The sequence below is a fragment of the Novosphingobium jiangmenense genome, assembly GCF_015694345.1.
GTDB lineage: Bacteria > Pseudomonadota > Alphaproteobacteria > Sphingomonadales > Sphingomonadaceae > Novosphingobium > Novosphingobium jiangmenense.
In genome coordinates this window covers 419012-438126 of the sequence record NZ_JADQDC010000002.1, presented here as the reverse complement: position 1 = coordinate 438126, position 19115 = coordinate 419012, and the positions used below count along the sequence as shown (strand labels likewise).

The window sequence follows — 19115 nt, the reverse complement described above, 5'->3', positions numbered from 1 at the left end:
AGCCCTTTGGTCGATCTGTCTCAATACCTGCCGATCCTGATCTTCCTCGGGATCGCCCTGGCGCTTTCCTCGGCATTCGTGTTCCTGCCGATGGGCGTTTCCCGCTTGACCGGGGCCCACAATCCCACGGCGGAAAAGCTCAGCGAGTATGAATGCGGCTTCCCCGCGTTCGAGGACCCGCGCAGCCAGTTCGACGTGCGATTCTATCTCGTCGCGATCCTGTTCATCATCTTCGATCTCGAAGCCGCGTTCCTGTTTCCGTGGGCGGTAAGCCTGAAGGAAACCGGTTGGGCCGGGTGGACGACCATGATGGTCTTCCTCGGCGAACTGGTTATCGGCTTCATCTACGCCTGGAAGAAGGGCGCGCTGGACTGGGAATGAGCAACATGGCCACTAACCCGCTCGTTACTGCCGGTCAGGGTGCGGTTACCGCGCCCGATCAGGCGTTTTTCGACAGCCTCAATGCCGAGGTGAATGACAAGGGCTTCCTCGTCACCAGCACCGAGGAACTGTTCCAGTGGGCCCGCACCGGCTCGCTGTGGTGGATGACCTTCGGCCTTGCCTGCTGCGCGGTCGAGATGATCCACGTCAACATGCCGCGTTATGACATGGAGCGCTTCGGCGTCGCCCCGCGCGCTTCGCCGCGCCAGTCGGACGTGATGATCGTGGCCGGCACGCTGTGCAACAAGATGGCCCCGGCACTGCGCAAGGTCTACGACCAGATGTCGGACCCGAAGTACGTGATCTCGATGGGGTCGTGCGCCAATGGCGGCGGCTATTATCACTACAGCTATTCGGTGGTGCGCGGGTGCGACCGCATCGTGCCCGTGGACATCTACGTCCCCGGTTGCCCGCCGACTGCTGAAGCGCTGCTCTATGGCGTGATGCAGCTGCAGCGGAAGATCCGCCGCGCCGGCACGATCGAGCGCTGAGGAGCCAGGAACAATGACCGTTCTCCACTCCGCACCGCGCTGGTCCTCGAACGAGGGCGTGAAGGACGCGCTGGCGGCTTCGCTCGGCGCCATGCTGGTCAAGGCTGACGAGGAGCATGGCGAGATCCTGCTCACCGTGGCGCGTGACAGTGTGGCAGATGCCTTGCGTCTGCTTCGTGACGAGCACGAATACCAGCAGCTGATGGACATAGCGGGCGTCGACTACCCGAGCCGGGCCGAACGCTTCGACGTTTGCTATTGCCTGCTGTCGGTGACCAGGAACCATCGTGTGATCGTGAAGGTTTCGACCGACGAGGCGACGCCGGTGCCGACCGTGACCACGCTCTGGCCCAACGCTGGCTGGTACGAGCGCGAAGTCTACGACATGTTCGGCGTTCTCTTCGCCGGCAATTCGGACCTGCGCCGCATCCTCACCGACTATGGCTTCCAGGGGCATCCGTTCCGCAAGGACTTCCCGCTGACCGGCTATGTCGAACTGCGCTACTCGGAAGAGGACAAGCGCGTGGTCTATGAGCCGGTGCAACTGGCACAGGACCTGCGCCAGTTCGACTTCATGAGCCCGTGGGAAGGCGCGGACTACGTGCTGCCGGGTGACGAGAAGGCCGCGACCCCGCCGCCTGCACCCGCTCCGGTGGCGACAAAGCCTGACACCAAGGGCGATGCCAAGGCCGACGTGCCGAAGACGACCGACAGCAAGGCCGATACCGGCGCTGGCGAGAAGGCGAATGCCGAAGCGGCCAAGCCGGTTTCGGATTCGACGGCGACCGGCGGCACGGTTGCCGGGCAGGGACAGGGCGAACCGGTTCCGGTGAAGACGGACGCTGATGCTCCCGACGCGCCCGAGCCGACCGAGGCACGCCCCGCCAAGAAACCTCGCGCAAAGAAGACCGCCGACACCGACGGCGCAACCGAACCGGCCGACAAGCCCAAGCGGACGCGCGCGAAGAAGACCGATGGAGAAGGCGCATGAGCCTGAGCCTCGAACAGTCGCCGACCACCGGCGACGAGGTCATCACCAACTACACGATCAACTTCGGGCCCCAGCACCCGGCGGCGCACGGCGTGCTGCGCATGGTGATGGAGCTTGACGGAGAGATCATCGAGCGCATCGATCCGCACGTCGGCCTGCTGCATCGCGGCACCGAAAAGCTGATCGAGCACAAGACCTACCTGCAGGCGCTGCCCTACTTCGACCGGCTCGACTACTGCTCGCCGCTCGGCATGGAGCACTCCTATGTGCTCGCGGTCGAAAAGCTGCTGAACATCGAGGTGCCGCTGCGCGCCCAGTACCTGCGCGTGCTGTTTGCCGAGCTGACCCGCATCTGCAACCACATGCTCAACCTCGGGTCGCACGTCATGGACGTCGGCGCGATGACGCCTAACCTGTGGCTGTTCGAAATCCGCGAGGACTGCCTCAACTTCTTCGAACGCGCATCGGGCGCGCGCATGCACTCAGCTTGGTTCCGCCCCGGCGGCGTGCACCAGGACGTGCCGCTCAAGCTGCTGACCGACATCGCGGACTGGATCGACGAGCGTCTGTTCCCGCTGTTCGAAGACGCGATGAGCCTCGTCGTCGACAACCGCATCTTCAAGCAGCGCAATGTCGACATCGCTATTGTCTCGAAGGAAGATGCGCTGCGCTGGGGCTTCTCGGGTCCGATGATCCGCGGCTCGGGCATTCCGTGGGACTTGCGCAAGAGCCAGCCCTACGACGTCTATGACCGCATGGACTTTGCCGTGCCGGTGGGCACCAACGGCGATTGCTATGATCGCTTCATGGTCCGTGTCGAGGAAGTGCGCCAGTCGGCCCGCATCATGAAGCAGTGCATTGCGCAGATGCCCGAAGGCCCGATTGCCAGCACCGACCGCAAGGTGGTGCCGCCCAAGCGTGCCGAGATGAAGCAGTCGATGGAAGCGCTGATCCATCACTTCAAGCTCTACACCGAAGGCTTCCACGTTCCGGCGGGCGAAGTCTACGTGGCGACCGAAAGCCCCAAGGGCGAATTCGGCGTCTATCTGATCTCGGACGGTTCGAACAAGCCATACCGCTGCAAGATCCGCCCGACCGCGTTCAGCCACCTCCAGGCGATGGACTTCATGAGCGTAGGCCACATGCTGCCCGACGTGACCGCGATCATTGGCGCGATCGACGTGGTGTTTGGGGAGTGTGACCGGTGAGCAATCTCGAAACAGCCAAGGCGATGATCGCCGCCTACAATGCGCAGGACGTGGATACCTACGTCTCGTACATGACCGACGACGCCTGCGAGGCGAACTATCGCGGGGATGTGGTGCGTGAGGGCAAGGAGGGCACGCGCTCTGGCCTTGCCGCCGCGTTCGCGCGCTGGCCGCAGAACCATGCCGAGATCGTCGAGGCCCAAGCCATCGGCAACTACGTGCTGATGCGCGAGCATGTGACGCGCGGCCCCGCGACCGATGGTTCGGCGCTGGTCGAGCCGTTCGATGTGATCGCAGTCTATTCTTTCGAGGGCGACAAGTGCTCTCGGGTGGAGTTTATCCGGTGAAGTCCACGTTTGACCTCATGCGCCTGTGGGCCATGCTGACGGGCCTCGCGCTCGCCGCGTGGTACTTCGGCGAACTCTGGCTCGGCGCGAAGGCGACCGAGACGCTGCCCATGCTGATCGCTGCGATCGGCGGGTTCGAGCTGTTCCACTACGCGCAGGACATCCTGATCAAGCGGGGGCGGACCAATGGCTGATCGCTTCATTGAACCGGACAGCCCGGAACTGCGCGCCCGCTGGGGCGGCTTTGAATGGACGGCGGAGAATGCCGAGAAGGCCAAGCAGATTGTCGCGCGCTACCCGGCAGGGCGTCAGCGTTCGGCAGTGATGCCGCTGCTCGATCTGGCGCAGCGCCAGGTTGGGGCGGAACTGAACACCCAAGGCTGGCTGCCGATCCCGGTGATGGAATACATCGCCAAGTACCTCGACATGCCGGTGATCCGCGTGGTCGAGGTGGCGACGTTCTATACGATGTACAACATTGCGCCGATTGGCCGTTTCCACGTGCAGGTCTGCGGCACCACGCCGTGCATGTTGCGCGGGTCTGACGACATCCTCGCTGCCTGCAAGGGCAAGGGGCTGAAGAAGGGCCACACGACGGCGGACGGCATGTTCACGCTGACCGAGGTCGAGTGCATGGGCAACTGCGCCTCGGCCCCGATGGTCCAGATCAACGACGACAACTACGAAGACCTTACCGCCGCCGACATGGAGCGCATCCTTGACGAGCTGGCAGCGGGCAAGCAGCCGAAGACTGGCACGCAGCTTCCGGGTCGTTATACGGTGGAGCCGGCGGGAGCGCTCAGCAACCTGACGGCGATGGTCGATGCCAACCACGACTATCGAGGGGAGTGGTAAGATGGCCCTTCAGGACAAGGATCGCATCTTCACCAACGTCTACGGCTTCCAGCCGTGGAACCTTGCCGCTGCGCGTCAGCGCGGGGATTGGGATAATACCAAGGCCCTGATGGAGCGCGGGCAGGACGCGATCATCGAGGAAATCAAGGCTTCGGGCCTTCGCGGTCGCGGCGGTGCGGGCTTCCCCACCGGCATGAAGTGGTCGTTCATGCCCAAGGAAAGCAAGGACGGCCGTCCGAGCTTCCTGGTGATCAACGCCGACGAATCCGAACCCGGTTCGTGCAAGGACCGCGAGATCATCCGCCACGATCCGCACAAGCTGATCGAGGGCGCGCTGATCGCGGGCTATGCGATGCGCGCGCGCGCCGCCTACATCTACATTCGCGGCGAATATATCCGCGAGGCCGAGACGCTGTTCGCTGCCGTGCAGGAGGCCTATGACGCCGGCCTGATCGGCAAGAACGCGAGCGGTTCGGGCTACGATTTCGACGTCTTCGTCCATCGCGGCGCGGGCGCCTATATCTGCGGTGAAGAAACCGCGATGATCGAGAGCCTTGAAGGCAAGAAGGGCCAGCCCCGCCTCAAGCCGCCGTTCCCGGCAGGCGCAGGCCTCTATGGCTGCCCGACCACGGTCAACAACGTGGAATCGATCGCGGTTGCGCCAACCATCCTGCGTCGCGGAGCTTCGTGGTTCTCCTCGTTCGGGCGCGAGAACAACAAGGGCACCAAGCTTTTCCAGATCAGCGGCCACGTGAACCGGCCCTGCGTGGTCGAGGAAGAGATGAGCATCCCGTTCAGCGAGTTGATCGAGAAGCACTGCGGCGGCATCCGTGGCGGCAAGGACAACCTGCTCGCGGTGATCCCCGGTGGTTCGTCGGTTCCGCTGGTCCCGGCTGCCGAGATCTGGGATGCGCCAATGGACTTCGACGGTCTGCGCGCGCTGGGCTCGGGCCTTGGCACCGCGGCCGTCATCGTCATGGACAAGTCGACCGACATCGTCCGCGCGATCAGCCGCCTGTCGTACTTCTACAAGCACGAGAGCTGCGGCCAGTGCACGCCATGCCGCGAAGGAACCGGCTGGATGTGGCGCGTGATGGAACGCCTGCGCACCGGCGATGCCGACGTTGAAGAGATCGACATGCTGTTCAACGTGACCAAGCAGGTCGAAGGCCACACCATCTGTGCCTTGGGTGACGCGGCCGCTTGGCCGATCCAGGGCCTGATCCGCCACTTCCGCCCGGAGATCGAGCGCCGGATTGCCGAGAACGCTCGGCCAGCACTGTCAGAGGCAGCTGAATAATGCCCAAGGTCAAAGTCGACGGCGTAGAACTCGAAGTCCCGGCAGGCGCTACCGTCCTGCAGGCATGCGAGCTGGCCGGCAAGGAAATCCCGCGCTTCTGCTATCACGAGCGGCTGAGCATTGCCGGCAACTGCCGCATGTGCCTCGTCGAAGTGAAGCCGGGGCCGCCCAAGCCGCAGGCTTCGTGCGCGCTGCCCGCAAGCGAAGGCCAGGAGATCCGCACGGATTCCGAGATGGTCAAGAAGGCGCGGGAAGGGGTGATGGAGTTCCTCCTGATCAACCACCCGCTCGACTGCCCGATTTGCGATCAAGGCGGCGAGTGCGACCTGCAGGACCAGTCAGTTGCCTATGGCCGCGGGGCCTCGCGCTATCACGAGAACAAGCGCGCGGTGACCGAGAAGTACATGGGCCCGCTCATCAAGACGACGATGACGCGCTGCATTCACTGCACCCGCTGCGTACGCTTCTCTGAAGAAGTGGCGGGCGTGGACGAAATCGGCGCGCTCTATCGCGGCGAGACGATGCAGATCTCGACCTACCTCGAGAAGGCTGCCGCGCACGAGCTTTCGGCCAACGTGATCGACCTCTGCCCGGTCGGCGCGCTGACTTCGCGCCCCTATGCGTTCGAAGCGCGTCCGTGGGAGCTGAAGAAGACGCTGTCGATCGACGTTTCCGACGCGATCGGCTCGAACATCCGGCTCGACAGCCGTGGTCGCGAAGTGATGCGCGCCCTGCCGCGCGTCAACGACGACGTGAACGAGGAATGGCTGTCCGACCGCGGTCGCTACATGGTCGACGGGCTGACCCGCCGCCGCCTCGACAAGCCGTGGCTGCGTCGCGACGGTAAGCTGGTCGCTGCGACCTGGGCTGAGGCATTTGCGGCTGTTGCCAAGATCAATCCGGGTTCGTCAGTTGCCGTGATCGCAGGCGATCTGGTCGATTGCGAGACGATGTTCGCGGCAAAGAAGCTGGCCGGTGCGCTGGGTTCCTCGCTGCTTGAAGGCCGCCAGACCGGCTTGGCCTATGACGCGTCGAACCTTGCGGCGGTGAACTTCAACTCGACGCTGGCAGGCATCGAGGATGCCGACGCCGTGCTGATCGTCGGATCGATGATCCGCGACGAAGCGCCGCTGCTGAACACTCGCCTGCGCAAGGCGGTGAAGAAGGGCGCGAAGGTGTTCATCGTCGGCCCGCAGTGGGACCCGACCTATCCGGCGACGTTTCTGGGGGACGATCTGGCGGTGCTGGGCAACCTTCCGGCCGAAGTCAGCGATGCGTTCGGCACGGCGCAGAAGCCTGCGATCATCATCGGTGGCGCGGCTCTCGGCAAGGGCGCTCTCGGCGCTGGTCTGGCCTTTGCCGAGCAGTTCATCCTCGTGCGTGAAGGCTGGAACGGCTTCAACGTCGTGCACATGGCAGCAAGCCGCATGGGTGGCTTGATGCTCGGCTACGCGCAGACGGGCGGCATTGCCGATCTGGTTGCGGCCAAGCCGAAGATGGTGATCTCGCTGGGCGCGGATGAGGTGGACTTCACGAAGTTTGCTGGCTCGATGATCGTCCACATCGGCCATCATGGCGACAAGGCCGCGCATGCTGCCGACGTGATCCTGCCTGCCGCTGCGTTCAGCGAGAAGGACGGCACTTACGTCAACACGGAAGGCCGCGTGCAGTATGCCGAGAAGGCCGTGTTCGCGCCGGGTGATGCCCGCGAGGACTGGACGATCCTGCGCGCCATGGCAGATGCGCTTGGCGTCTCCGTCGGCTTCGACAGCTTCGAGCAGCTTCGCGCGGCGATGGTTGCCGAAGTTCCGGCATTGGGCGTTGAAGGTCTGGCCGATTACGGTTCGCTGCCTGCCGCTCCTGCCGGAGCCAAGGCCGAGGGCGTGATCGCGGGCTATCCGATCAGGGATCGCTACCTGACCAACGCCATCGCCCGTTCCAGCCCGACGCTGCAGCGCTGCTCGGCGGAACTGCTCCACGGTGAAAGCTTCGCGGAGGCCGCGGAATGACCGAGTTCTTCATGGGTCTTGGCCTCTCGTACGAGTGGGCTTGGGGCATTGCCACCATTTGCGGGATCCTGCTGATCGCATTCCCGCTGATGCTCGGCGTTGCCATGATCATCTATGCCGACCGCAAGATCTGGGCGGCGATGGCGCTGCGCAAGGGGCCGAACGTGGTGGGGCCGCTGGGCCTGCTGCAGTCGTTCGCCGACGGCTTGAAGGTGTTCCTGCAGGAAACCATCATCCCCTCCGCCGCGAACAAGGGCCTGTTCCTGATTGCGCCGATCATCACCTTCACTGTTGCGCTGATGGCCTGGGCGGTGATCCCGTTCAATTCGGGCGCGGTGCTGGCCAACATCAACGTGGGTCTGCTCTATGTCCTCGCGATCTCGTCGCTGGGCGTTTACGGCGTGGTGATCGCGGGCTGGTCGTCGAATTCGAAGTACCCGTTCTTCTCGGCGATGCGCGCCTCGGCGCAGATGATCTCCTATGAAGTCTCGATCGGCTTCATCCTGATCTGCGTGGTGCTGTGGGCCGGGACGTTCAACCTCAAGGACATCGTCGAGGCGCAGCGCGACCATGTCTGGCTGATCAACGGCTTCGTCGCGAACCCGCTGCTGTTCCCGATGTGGGTGATGTTCCTGATTTCGGGCATGGCCGAAACCGCACGCGCGCCGTTCGACCTGACCGAGGCGGAATCGGAACTGGTCGCAGGGTATCAGACCGAATATTCGTCGATGGCCTTCGCACTCTACTGGCTCGGCGAATATGCCAACGTGCTGCTGATGTGCGCGCTGAACGCCGTGCTGTTCTGGGGCGGATACCTGCCGCCGCTCGACATTCCAGTGCTGTACCTGGTGCCGGGCGTGGTCTGGCTGCTGCTCAAGATCCTGTTCTTCTTCTTCATCTTCAGCTGGGTGAAGGCAACCGTCCCGCGCTATCGCTATGACCAGCTGATGCGCCTGGGCTGGAAGGTCTTCCTGCCCGTATCGCTGCTGTTCGTGTTCCTCGTCAGCGGCTACCTCATGGCGACGAGGTATGGGGTGTAATGCCTTCACTTCTCCCTTTGATGTTGGCTGCAACCAGCTCGCCGGAGGCGGTCCAACTTTCACTGAATTGCAGTGCGTTAAATCCGCAAGCTCAGCACAAGTCGATTCAGATAGATTTAGACGAGCGAGGAGCGGGGCGCATCCTCGTGCGCTATTCAATTGACGGTGAAAAAGTTCTTGTCGCTGACAAAGTCGCTGAAACTGCACGATTTGTCGAACGTGAGGGTATGGATCGAAATTACGTTATCAATGACCCCCGCGAACCGTTAGGCATGACGCTTATAAATCGCGGAGATGAATGGGCCGTTGATCTTTACCCTGCATCTTGGAAGGCAGCATATGGCCCTTTAATTACTGGCCGCTGTATTCATGCTCAACGTACCGATGTGCCCATGTCGCAATTAGTTAGCACTACTGACCTTCCGATTGTGGTTCCACTTTTAGGGCCAGTTTCGCCGGGTGTTCGTTGGCCCTCAGTGGCCTATTCGGCAACCTGTCAGGTTACAGACGGGCGCGATGAGCAAACGATACCTTTGACAGTTTCTGTGAATGGCGATCTTAAATTTGGAAGCTTTGAGGGCAGCATGCATGGCGGCCTGGGTCTTCGGGCTGGCGGAATGACTGTCGTTCACAACAAGCTGACGAAAGATCTGCCAAATGGAGAGCAAGAAGTGCTGACGATTGTTGTCCGGCAGAGTGAGTTTTGGGTGGATTGGACAAAGGGCGCGACCGGAGGCGCTAAAAGCTGGTTTCGCGGGGTCTGCGCGGAATGGAAGCAGGAGGAGGCCCAGTGACTGCCGCCCAACTCATCAAGAGCTTCACCCTGTGGGAGTTCGTGAAGGCGCACTGGCTGACCTTGAAGTATTTCTTCAAGCCCAAGGCGACGATCAACTACCCGTTCGAGAAGAACCCGCTTTCGCCGCGCTTCCGTGGTGAGCATGCCCTGCGCCGTTATCCCAACGGCGAGGAGCGTTGCATCGCGTGCAAGCTGTGCGAAGCGGTCTGCCCGGCGCAGGCGATCACCATCGAGGCCGAACCGCGTGAGGACGGCAGCCGCCGCACCACGCGCTACGACATCGACATGACCAAGTGCATCTTCTGCGGCTTCTGCCAGGAAGCCTGCCCGGTCGATGCGATCGTCGAGGGGCCGAACTTCGAATACGCGACCGAAACGCGCGAAGAGCTGCTTTACGACAAGGCCAAGCTCCTTTCGAACGGGGACAAGTGGGAGCGGGCGATTGCCGCGAACCTTGAAGCCGATGCGCCGTATCGCTAGGGGGCCGCGCTCATGATCCAGGTGTTTGCCTTCTACCTCTTCGCCACGCTCTGCATCTTCAGCGGTGCCGTCACGATCCTCGCGCGCAATCCGGTGCATTCGGTGCTGTGGCTGATCCTCGCGTTCTTCAACGCTGCCGGCCTCATGGTGCTGGTGGGCGCAGAGTTCATCGCGATGCTGCTGGTCATCGTCTATGTCGGTGCGGTCGCGGTGCTGTTCCTGTTCGTGGTCATGATGCTCGATATCGACTTTGCCGAACTGCGCGCCGGGTTCGTGAAGAACTTTCCGCTGGGCCTCGCGCTCGCGGCGGTGCTGTTCGTCGAACTGTTCGTTGGCCTGATCGTGCGTGGTGCGGGTTCGGTGGCGCTCGGCAAGGCCGATGGCGCTTCGGCGCAGGCGGCTGATGCCTCGAACATCGAAGCGATCGGCGCGCTGCTCTACAGCCGCTACCTGTTCCTGTTCGAAGCGGCGGGCATCGTCCTGCTGGTTGCGATGATCGGCGCGATCGTGCTGACCCATCGCCAGCGCAGCGACACGCGCGGTCAGAACATCTCCAAGCAGAACGCGCGTCGCCCCGAAGAGGCGACCGTCAATCTCCAGCCGGAAGTGGGCAAGGGGGTCCAGATCTGATGATCGGCATCGAACATTACCTCGTCGTCAGCTCGATCCTGTTCGTGCTCGGCGTGCTCGGCATCTTCCTCAACCGGAAGAACGTGATCATCATCCTGATGGCGATCGAACTGATCCTGCTTTCGGTGAACCTCAACCTCGTCGCGTTCAGCGCGTTCCTGCACGACCTTGTCGGCCAGGTCTTCGCGATGTTCGTGCTGACGGTGGCTGCGGGCGAGGCCGCGATCGGGCTTGCCATCCTCGTCATCTACTTCCGTGGCCGCGGCACGATTGCCGTCGACGATGTCAACCGGATGAAGGGCTGAACCAATGTCTTCCATCCTGATCATCGTATTTCTGCCGCTTCTGGCAGCGATCATTGCAGGCCTCGGCAACAAGAAGCTCGGCGCGGTGCCTTCGAAGGTCGTGACGACCGGCGCGCTGTTCATCTCCTGCGCACTGTCGTGGCCGATCTTCCTCTCGTTCATCGGCGGGACCGCCGAGGCGAGCGTGACCCCGGTGCTGCACTGGGTGAAGTCGGGCGCGCTCGACTTCTCGTGGGCGCTGCGGGTCGACACGCTGACGGCGGTCATGCTGGTGGTCATCACCAGCGTCTCGGCGCTCGTCCACCTTTACTCGTGGGGCTACATGAGCGAGGAGCCGGACCAGCCGCGCTTCTTCGCGTATCTCTCGCTGTTCACCTTCGCCATGCTCATGCTGGTGACCGCCGACAACCTCGTGCAGATGTTCTTCGGTTGGGAAGGCGTGGGCCTTGCCTCGTACCTGCTGATCGGCTTCTGGTTCCGCAAGCCGAGCGCAAACGCCGCCGCGATGAAGGCCTTCGTGGTCAACCGCGTGGGCGACCTTGGCTTCATGATGGGTATTTTCGGGACGTTTCTGGTGTTCGGCACCGTGTCTATCCCGGCAATCCTTGAAGCCGCGCCCGGCATGGCCGGATCGACCATCGGGTTCCTGGGCTATCGCCTCGATACGATGACCGTTCTGTGCATCCTGCTGTTCATCGGCGCGATGGGCAAGTCGGCGCAGCTTGGCCTTCACACCTGGTTGCCCGATGCGATGGAGGGGCCGACCCCGGTTTCGGCCCTGATCCACGCGGCAACGATGGTGACCGCTGGCGTGTTCATGGTCTGCCGCCTTTCGCCGATGTTCGAAGTCAGCCCGACGGCGCTCGCCTTCGTGACATTCATCGGCGCCATGACTTGCATCTTTGCGGCCACGGTCGGCACAACGCAGACCGACATCAAGCGCGTGATCGCTTACTCGACCTGTTCGCAACTGGGCTACATGTTCTTCGCGGCGGGCGTTTCGGCCTACGGCGCGGCGATGTTCCACCTGTTCACGCACGCCTTCTTCAAGGCGCTCCTGTTCCTTGGCGCAGGATCGGTGATCCACGCAATGCACCATGAGCAGGACATGCGGTACTATGGCGGCCTGCGCAAAAGCATTCCGCTGACGTACTGGGCGATGATGATGGGCACGCTGGCGATCACCGGCGTCGGCGTTGTCGATGTGTTCGGCTTTGCGGGCTTCTATTCCAAGGACGCCATCCTTGAGGCGGCCTATGCCAAGGGCACGGAACTCGGTCACTTCGCTTTCTTCATGGGCATCTTCGCCGCGCTGCTGACCAGCTTCTATTCGTGGCGTCTGGTCTTCCTGACGTTCTTCGGCAAGCCGCGCTGGGAACAGTCGGAGCACATCCAGCACGCGGTCCATGACGCGCACGGTCATGGCCATGACGATCATGCGCACGGCCACGATGACCACGCGCACGCGCATCACGGCGAGCATAGCGACGGCATTCACAGTGATGGAACCGGGGGCTATCACCCGCACGAAAGTCCGCTGAATATGCTCGTTCCGCTGGGTGTGTTGTCGGTGGGCGCGGTGCTGGCGGGCTTTGTGTTCCACCACAGCTTCGTCAGCGAAGGCATTGGCCACTTCTGGAAGGGTTCGCTGGTGTTCGACGAACACCTGATACACGCGATGCACGAAGTGCCGACGTGGGTGAAGTGGGCGCCGTTTGGCGTGATGGCCACCGGCCTGCTCATTGCCTGGTATGCCTATATCAAGAATACAAAGTTCCCGGCGGCGTTCGTCGATCAGTTCGGGTTCCTCTACAAGTTCCTGCTCAACAAGTGGTACTTCGACGAACTTTATCACTACGTGTTCGTCGTTCCCGCGATTTGGCTGGGCCGGGTGTTCTGGAAGGTTGTCGATCAAGGCGTGATCGATCGCTTCGGCCCGAACGGTGCCGCATGGGTCGTGGCCCAAAGCAGCCGTGCTGCCGCCAAGCTCCAGTCGGGGTATCTCTATAGCTATGCGCTGGTCATGCTCGTCGGCCTTGTCGGCGCGATCAGCTGGGTGATCGCACAATGAACGGTTTTCCGATCCTCTCGCTGATGCTGCTGGTGCCGCTGGTTGCGGCAGTGGCCTGCCTCGTCGTGCCGCGCGAACAGGCGCGCTCCGTCGCGCTCGTCGCAACGCTGATCGACTTCGTGCTCGGGGTGATTCTCTGGGCGCAGTTCGACATTGGTGGCGCGCAGTGGCAGTTCACGGAAAGCGCCGCCCTGTTCGCTGGCTTTTCGTGGAAGCTGGGCATCGATGGCATTGCCCTGCTGCTGATTGCGCTTACCGTGTTCCTGATGCCGGTGTGCATCGGGGCCAGCTGGACGTCTATCGACAAGCGGCAGGGCGAATATTACGCGGCGTTCCTGCTCATGGAAACGCTGATGATCGGCGTTTTTGCGGCGCAGGATATCTTCCTGTTCTACATCATGTTCGAAGCCGGCCTGATCCCGATGTACCTGATCATTGGCGTGTGGGGCGGAGTGGACCGCATCTATGCCAGCTACAAGTTCTTCCTCTACACGCTGCTCGGCTCGGTGCTGATGCTGATCGCGATGTTCTGGATGGTGAACGAGGCAGGCACGACCGACATTCCGACGCTGATGGCCTACAACTTCCCGGCACAGGCGCAGACCTGGCTGTGGCTGGCGTTCTTTGCGAGCTTTGCGGTGAAGATGCCGATGTGGCCGGTGCACACCTGGCTGCCCGACGCGCACGTGCAGGCGCCTACCGGTGGTTCGGTGATCCTTGCAGGCGTGCTGCTGAAGATGGGGGGCTACGGCTTCATCCGCTTCTCGCTGCCGATGTTCCCGGAAGCTTCGGCACAGTTCGCGCCGCTGGTGTTCTTCATGTCGATGGCGGCGGTGGTGATCACCTCGCTGATCGCGCTGGTGCAGACCGACATGAAGAAGCTGATCGCCTATTCGTCGGTTGCGCACATGGCGATTGTGACGGTTGGCCTGTTCGCCTTCAATCAACAGGGCCTCGAAGGCTCGATGCTGATCATGCTCAGCCACGGTCTGGTGGCAGGCGCGCTGTTCCTCAGTGTGGGCGTGATTTACGATCGCCTGCACACGCGTGAGATTGCGCGTTACGGCGGGTTGTCGATCAACATGCCCTATTACGCCGTGTTCTTCCTGCTGTTCACGATGGCCTCCATTGGCCTGCCGGGCACGAGTGGGTTTGTGGGTGAGTTCCTGTCGCTGCTGGGGATCTACCAGATTTCCAGCTGGGTGGCGCTGATCTGCACCACCGGGATCATCCTCGGAGCAGCGTACATGCTCTACCTCTACCGTCGCGTGGCCTATGGTGAGCAGAAGAACGCCGATGCCGCCGCGATGCCTGATCTCGACAAGCGCGAGTGGGCGATGATGGTGCCGCTGGCCGCCGTGGTTCTGTGGATGGGGGTTTACCCCGAAAGCTTCATCGCCCCGATGCGCAAGGACATTGCCGCGCTCGACGCGCGCCTTGCGCAGGCCAAGCCCAAGGGCGATGCCCAACCAACTGCTGGAAAACCGATGGCAATTGCCCACGAAGCGGCGCACGGGGAGGCACACTGATGGACTTCGCCCGTTCGCTGGCGCTGACTGCGCCTGAAATTCTGCTGTCCGTATCGGGCCTTGTGCTGCTGATGGTGGCGGGATGGGGTGGCGACAAGGCCTCGCGCCTGATCTCGATTGCAGCCGTGGCCGTGTTGACGGCTTGTGCGTTCCTGACCGCGCCGACGCTGTGGGGACAGGCGATGGGGGCTGAGGTTTCGGCCTTTGGCGGGCAGCATCGGGCCGATACCTTTGCGGCGTTCGCCAAGCTGCTGATCTATGCCAGCGCTGGCGTGACGCTGATCATCGCGCAGCCGTTCTTTGACAAGGCGCGGGCGATGCGCGCGGAATTCCCGCTGCTCGTGCTTTTCGCCTCGCTCGGCATGGGGATGATGGTCTCGGCAGGCGATCTGCTGGCGCTGTACATCGGCCTCGAATTGAACAGCCTTGCCTCTTATGTGCTGGCATCGTCGCTGCGCACCGATGAACGTTCGGCGGAATCGGGACTCAAGTACTTCGTGCTGGGTTCGCTCGCTTCGGGCATTCTGCTGTTCGGCATGAGCCTGACGTATGGCTTCACCGGCACGACCAGCTTCGCCGGGATCAACGCGGCGCTTGCGGGCGGGCTGCCTACGGGCGCGACCTTTGGCCTGATCTTCATGCTGGCAGGCCTGGCCTTCAAGATCAGCGCCGCGCCGTTCCACATGTGGACGCCCGACGTTTACGAAGGCGCGCCGACGCCGGTGACCACGTTCTTTGCGACGGCATCCAAGGTTGCGGCGCTTGGTCTGCTGATGCGCGTGGCGTTCGAGGCGTTTGGTGGGCAAGCGCAGGCTTGGCAGCAGGTCGTGATCTTCATGGCGCTGCTGTCGATCGTGATCGGTGCGCTGGGCGCGATTGGCCAGAACAACATCAAGCGCCTGATGGCTTATTCGTCGATCAACAATGTCGGCTTCATCCTGATCGGCCTTGCCACGGCGACCCGCGCCGGGGCCTCGGCGATGCTGGTCTATATCGCGATCTATGTGGCGATGTCGGTAGCGGGCTTCGTTGCCGTTCTGCTTCTGCGCGACGAAAACGGCGAGCAGGTCGAGGCAATTTCCGATCTGGCTGGTCTTTCCAAGACCCGTCCGTGGATTGCGCTGGCGATGGCATCGGTGATGTTCAGCCTTGCCGGCATTCCGCCGCTGTTCGGCTTCTGGGGCAAGTTTGTTGTGTTCCAGGCTGCGGTCCAGGCAGACATGATCGTGCTCGCCGCGATCGGTATCGCTGCCTCGGTGATCGGCGCGTTCTACTACCTCAAGGTCGTCAAGGTCATGTACTTCGACGAACCGGCTGACGTGGTGAAGGGCGCAGGCGAAACGTCGCACACGGTGCTGCTGGTCCTGTCGACGCTGGCGATTTCGCCGCTTGGCTACCTCGGAACCAAGTGCGTCGGCACGTTGGCGAACTACGCTGCTGCAGCGCTGTTCCCGGTCGGCTGATCAGTTGATCGAAACCGTCGCCGACATTGCCTCGACAAATGGTGCGCTGCTCGCGCGCCTTGGCGGGGGAGAGTCCTTGGCCGAGGGTGGCTGGCTGGTGGCGGACCGGCAGAGCGCCGGACGCGGGCGGGCAGGGCGTGCGTGGAGCGACGGCTTCGGCAACTTCATGGGCTCGACCGTCGTCAATCTGCGCGGTTCGGATCCGCTGCCGCAGACGCTGGCGCTGGTTGCCGGGCTGGCTGTGCACGAGACTGTCAGTGCAATTGCTCCGGCCTTGGCAGATCTCCGGCTGAAGTGGCCAAACGATCTGCTGGTTGGCAAAGCCAAGCTGGCAGGCATTCTTCTGGAGCGCCAACGCGAAACGGTTGTCGTCGGGATCGGCGTCAATCTGGCGCAGGCTCCGCAAGTGCCCGACCGTGCGACCGCTGCGTTGCGCGATTTCGGCATCGAGATTTCGCGGGACCAGTTTGCCGCCGATCTTGCGGCGCGGTTGCGCGATGCGGTGGATCGCTGGCACTTTGGCGAATGGCCGCTGCTGCGCCAGCAATGGATTTCGCGAGCCTTGCCCACAGGGACGCTTGTTTCGGTGAAGGATAGCGACCACGGCACTATCATGGGGGCTTTTGCCGGGATCGATGATGACGGTGTTGCCCTTCTTCGCTTGGCGGACGGGGCGGTCCGTGCCATCCACGCGGGCGACATAGATATGGTGGGTTCCCATGCTTCTGGCGGTTGACGTCGGCAATACCAACATCGTCTTCGCGCTGTTCGAGGGCAGGGAGATCAAGTCGCGCTGGCGCGTGGCCACCGATCCTCGCCGGACGGCTGACGAGTACGCGGTTTGGTTGTTGCAGCTCATGCAGTTGCAGGGCTTCGATCCAAAGGCCGTGAGCAGGATCATCATCTCGACAGTCGTGCCACGTGCGCTGCACAACCTTGAGGTGCTGTCGCAGAAGTACTTCGGGCTTGACCCGCTGATCGCCGGTCAGGCGCCGGTCGAATGGGGTTTTGAGGCTGACGTTGATGAACCGCGCTCATTGGGCGCCGACCGTGCGGTCAATACCGTAGCGGCTCACGCAAAGTACGCCGGCGATCTGATCGTCGTCGATTTCGGCACGGCAACGACCTTCGATGTCGTCGACTTCAACGGAGCGTACAAGGGCGGCATCATTGCGCCGGGGATCAACCTGTCGCTCGATGCGCTCGTGACCGCAGCCGCTAAGCTGCCGCGGATTGCGATCGCTCCTCCACAGGGCAATAATCGCAGAGTCATCGGGCGAAATACCGAGGACCAGATGCAGATCGGCGTGTTCTGGGGCTATGTCGCCATGATGGAAGGCCTGATCTCGCGCCTGCGAGCGGAGATCGGCAGACCAGCCAAGATTATCGCGACAGGCGGGCTTGCCGTGCTGTTCGATGAGCATACCGAGATTTTCGATCACGTGGATACCGACCTGACACTGGACGGCCTCGCGATCCTTGCTGAAAGAGTGCCTGTTTCGTGAAGCCTGCCAAGGAACTCCTTTTCCTCGCGCTCGGCGGATCGGGCGAGATCGGGATGAACGTCAACCTTTACTGCTGTGACGGCAAGTGGCTGATGGTCGATCTCGGCATGACCTTTGCCGATCCGTACTATCCAGGCATCGACCTGGTCTTTGCCGATCTCGACTTTATCGAGCAGCGGCTCGACGATCTCGTCGGCATTGTGCTGACCCACGCGCACGAAGATCACATCGGTGCAGTGCCGTACTTCGCGCAAGACCTGGGTGTGCCGCTCTACGCGACGCCATTCACGGCCAAGCTGGTGCACGAGAAGCTGGTCGAGGCGGGGATCGAGGACGAGGTCGAACTCAATGTCATCGACCATCTTGACCGCTTCGAGCTGGGACCGTTCGGCATCCGCTATGTGCCGCTGGCGCACTCGATTGCCGAGGGCAATGCACTGCTGATCGATACGCCCCATGGCAAGATCTTCCACACCGGCGACTGGAAACTGGACGACGAGCCGCGCATCGGCACTCCGGCGACCGAAGAAGAGCTGACCGCGATCGGCGACGAAGGCGTGCTGGCTCTGGTCTGCGATTCCACCAATGTGTTCAATCCCAAGCCATCCGGTTCGGAAGGCGAGGTGCGGGCGGGGCTGCTCGAAGCGGTCGGAGCGCAGAAGGGGCGTCGCGTGGTCGTCACCACCTTTGCTTCGAACGTTGCGCGCCTGCAGACGCTGGGCGAAGTGGCGGAAGCCACCAACCGCAAGCTGTGCGTTGCTGGACGTTCACTGGATCGCATCATTCGCGTTGCGCAGTCCTGCGGCTACCTCAAGAACTTCCCGGACCTCGTCCATATGGACGATGCGATGGACATTCCACGCGGCGAACTGCTGGTGCTGGCGACCGGTGGGCAGGGTGAGCCCCGTGCAGCCTTGGCGCGTATCGCCGGCGATCAGCATCCGGTGCGGCTTGAGAAGGGCGATGTCGTCCTGTTCTCGAGCCGCCAGATTCCCGGAAACGAACTCGCCATCGGTCGCATCCAGAACGTGCTGGTGGAGAAGGGCGTGCGGATCGTGACCGACAGGCAGTCGATGATCCATGTCTCCGGCCATCCGGGCCGCCCCGAGCTGGTCGCGCTCTATGACTGGATCCGGCCCGAGATACTCGTGCCAGTGCATGGCGAAATCCGCCACATGGCCGAGCAAGCCCAGTTGGGGCTGGACGAAGGCATCCCCAAGGCGATCCTTCAGAAGAACGGTGATCTGATCCGCCTCGCACCCGATGGGCCAAAGAAGTTGTCGGAAGAGCGTGCCGGGCGTCTGGTGCTCGACGGAGATATCATCGCGCCTGCCGATGGCGAGGGCGTCGTCGCACGGCGGAAGCTTTCGCAGAACGGCCTGATCACTGCTGCTTTGGCCGTGCGCCACGATGGTCAATTGGTTTCCGACGTCGAAGTGGCCTCGATCGGTATTCCGCTGGATGAGGACATGGAAGCCTTTGTTGCCGAGGCCAAGGTCGAGGCGGCGCAGGCGGTGAAGGGCCTCAAGGGTGACCGCAAGCGCGACCGCGTGGCGGTAGCCGAAGCTGTCAGGTTGGCGGTCCGCCGCACTGGACAACGCTGGTCGGGCAAGAAACCTGTCGTGCAAGTGCTGCTGCGGGAAAGCTGAAGCCC

20 protein-coding genes are annotated in these 19115 nt (G+C 62.5%); all 20 read left to right on the top strand.

Going from position 1 to position 19115, the window contains the following annotated elements:
• The first annotated feature begins 6 nt into the window (after window positions 1–6).
• Genes I2488_RS04700 through I2488_RS04605 form a run of 20 tightly spaced genes read left to right on the top strand, consistent with a single transcriptional unit; the run spans window position 7 to window position 19110 of the window.
• The gene (locus tag I2488_RS04700; RefSeq protein WP_039331365.1) at window positions 7–381 is read left to right on the top strand and encodes an NADH-quinone oxidoreductase subunit A; all 375 of its coding nucleotides are present in this window, start codon (window positions 7–9) and stop codon (window positions 379–381) included.
• On the top strand, window positions 378–932 hold the full coding sequence (locus I2488_RS04695) for a NuoB/complex I 20 kDa subunit family protein (RefSeq protein ID WP_425492355.1): 555 nt from the start codon (window positions 378–380) through the stop codon (window positions 930–932). Before I2488_RS04700 ends, I2488_RS04695 begins: the two co-directional genes overlap by 4 nt.
• Before the next feature lie 13 nt (window positions 933–945).
• Window positions 946–1923: an NADH-quinone oxidoreductase subunit C gene (locus tag I2488_RS04690; protein ID WP_196274642.1), complete on the top strand. Its 978-nt coding sequence runs from the start codon at window positions 946–948 to the stop codon at window positions 1921–1923.
• The gene (locus I2488_RS04685) at window positions 1920–3131 is read left to right on the top strand and encodes an NADH-quinone oxidoreductase subunit D (protein ID WP_196274641.1); all 1212 of its coding nucleotides are present in this window, start codon (window positions 1920–1922) and stop codon (window positions 3129–3131) included. Before I2488_RS04690 ends, I2488_RS04685 begins: the two co-directional genes overlap by 4 nt.
• Window positions 3128–3478 carry a nuclear transport factor 2 family protein gene (locus I2488_RS04680; protein ID WP_196274640.1) on the top strand — a complete coding sequence of 117 codons (351 nt, stop codon included), beginning with the start codon at window positions 3128–3130 and terminating at the stop codon, window positions 3476–3478. Before I2488_RS04685 ends, I2488_RS04680 begins: the two co-directional genes overlap by 4 nt.
• A complete protein-coding gene (locus I2488_RS04675; RefSeq protein ID WP_196274639.1) occupies window positions 3475–3672 on the top strand; it encodes a hypothetical protein in 198 nt (65 codons plus the stop codon). The genes I2488_RS04680 and I2488_RS04675 overlap by 4 nt, the downstream gene beginning before the upstream one ends.
• The gene (locus tag I2488_RS04670) at window positions 3665–4333 is read left to right on the top strand and encodes a complex I 24 kDa subunit family protein (RefSeq protein ID WP_196274638.1); all 669 of its coding nucleotides are present in this window, start codon (window positions 3665–3667) and stop codon (window positions 4331–4333) included. Before I2488_RS04675 ends, I2488_RS04670 begins: the two co-directional genes overlap by 8 nt.
• Before the next feature lies 1 nt (window position 4334).
• Window positions 4335–5633: an NADH-quinone oxidoreductase subunit NuoF gene (gene nuoF / locus I2488_RS04665; protein ID WP_196274637.1), complete on the top strand. Its 1299-nt coding sequence runs from the start codon at window positions 4335–4337 to the stop codon at window positions 5631–5633.
• The gene (gene nuoG / locus I2488_RS04660; RefSeq protein WP_196274636.1) at window positions 5633–7642 is read left to right on the top strand and encodes an NADH-quinone oxidoreductase subunit NuoG; all 2010 of its coding nucleotides are present in this window, start codon (window positions 5633–5635) and stop codon (window positions 7640–7642) included. The genes nuoF and nuoG overlap by 1 nt, the downstream gene beginning before the upstream one ends.
• Window positions 7639–8682 carry an NADH-quinone oxidoreductase subunit NuoH gene (gene nuoH / locus I2488_RS04655; protein WP_196274635.1) on the top strand — a complete coding sequence of 348 codons (1044 nt, stop codon included), beginning with the start codon at window positions 7639–7641 and terminating at the stop codon, window positions 8680–8682. The genes nuoG and nuoH overlap by 4 nt, the downstream gene beginning before the upstream one ends.
• Window positions 8682–9476, top strand: coding sequence for a hypothetical protein (locus I2488_RS04650; RefSeq protein WP_196274634.1), 795 nt, complete (start codon window positions 8682–8684; stop codon window positions 9474–9476). The genes nuoH and I2488_RS04650 overlap by 1 nt, the downstream gene beginning before the upstream one ends.
• Complete coding sequence (gene nuoI / locus I2488_RS04645; RefSeq protein WP_343070981.1) at window positions 9473–9958, top strand: NADH-quinone oxidoreductase subunit NuoI; 486 nt, start codon at window positions 9473–9475, stop codon at window positions 9956–9958. Before I2488_RS04650 ends, nuoI begins: the two co-directional genes overlap by 4 nt.
• 12 nt (window positions 9959–9970) lie before the next feature.
• Window positions 9971–10588, top strand: a complete 618-nt coding sequence (locus tag I2488_RS04640) for an NADH-quinone oxidoreductase subunit J (RefSeq protein WP_196274632.1) — start codon at window positions 9971–9973, stop codon at window positions 10586–10588.
• On the top strand, window positions 10588–10893 hold the full coding sequence (gene nuoK / locus I2488_RS04635) for an NADH-quinone oxidoreductase subunit NuoK (protein ID WP_011445933.1): 306 nt from the start codon (window positions 10588–10590) through the stop codon (window positions 10891–10893). Before I2488_RS04640 ends, nuoK begins: the two co-directional genes overlap by 1 nt.
• 4 nt (window positions 10894–10897) lie before the next feature.
• Window positions 10898–12964: an NADH-quinone oxidoreductase subunit L gene (gene nuoL, locus I2488_RS04630; protein ID WP_196274631.1), complete on the top strand. Its 2067-nt coding sequence runs from the start codon at window positions 10898–10900 to the stop codon at window positions 12962–12964.
• Window positions 12961–14493: an NADH-quinone oxidoreductase subunit M gene (locus I2488_RS04625; protein ID WP_196274630.1), complete on the top strand. Its 1533-nt coding sequence runs from the start codon at window positions 12961–12963 to the stop codon at window positions 14491–14493. Before nuoL ends, I2488_RS04625 begins: the two co-directional genes overlap by 4 nt.
• Window positions 14493–15956: an NADH-quinone oxidoreductase subunit NuoN gene (nuoN, locus tag I2488_RS04620; RefSeq protein WP_196274629.1), complete on the top strand. Its 1464-nt coding sequence runs from the start codon at window positions 14493–14495 to the stop codon at window positions 15954–15956. The genes I2488_RS04625 and nuoN overlap by 1 nt, the downstream gene beginning before the upstream one ends.
• A gap of 4 nt (window positions 15957–15960) precedes the next feature.
• On the top strand, window positions 15961–16692 hold the full coding sequence (locus I2488_RS04615; protein ID WP_196274628.1) for a biotin--[acetyl-CoA-carboxylase] ligase: 732 nt from the start codon (window positions 15961–15963) through the stop codon (window positions 16690–16692).
• Entirely contained in the window at window positions 16676–17461 is a 786-nt protein-coding gene (locus tag I2488_RS04610) for a type III pantothenate kinase (protein WP_196274627.1), read from the top strand. Before I2488_RS04615 ends, I2488_RS04610 begins: the two co-directional genes overlap by 17 nt.
• Window positions 17458–19110 (top strand): MBL fold metallo-hydrolase RNA specificity domain-containing protein, encoded by a 1653-nt coding sequence (locus I2488_RS04605; protein ID WP_196274626.1) that lies wholly within the window; start codon window positions 17458–17460, stop codon window positions 19108–19110. The genes I2488_RS04610 and I2488_RS04605 overlap by 4 nt, the downstream gene beginning before the upstream one ends.
• The last annotated feature ends 5 nt before the right edge of the window (window positions 19111–19115 follow it).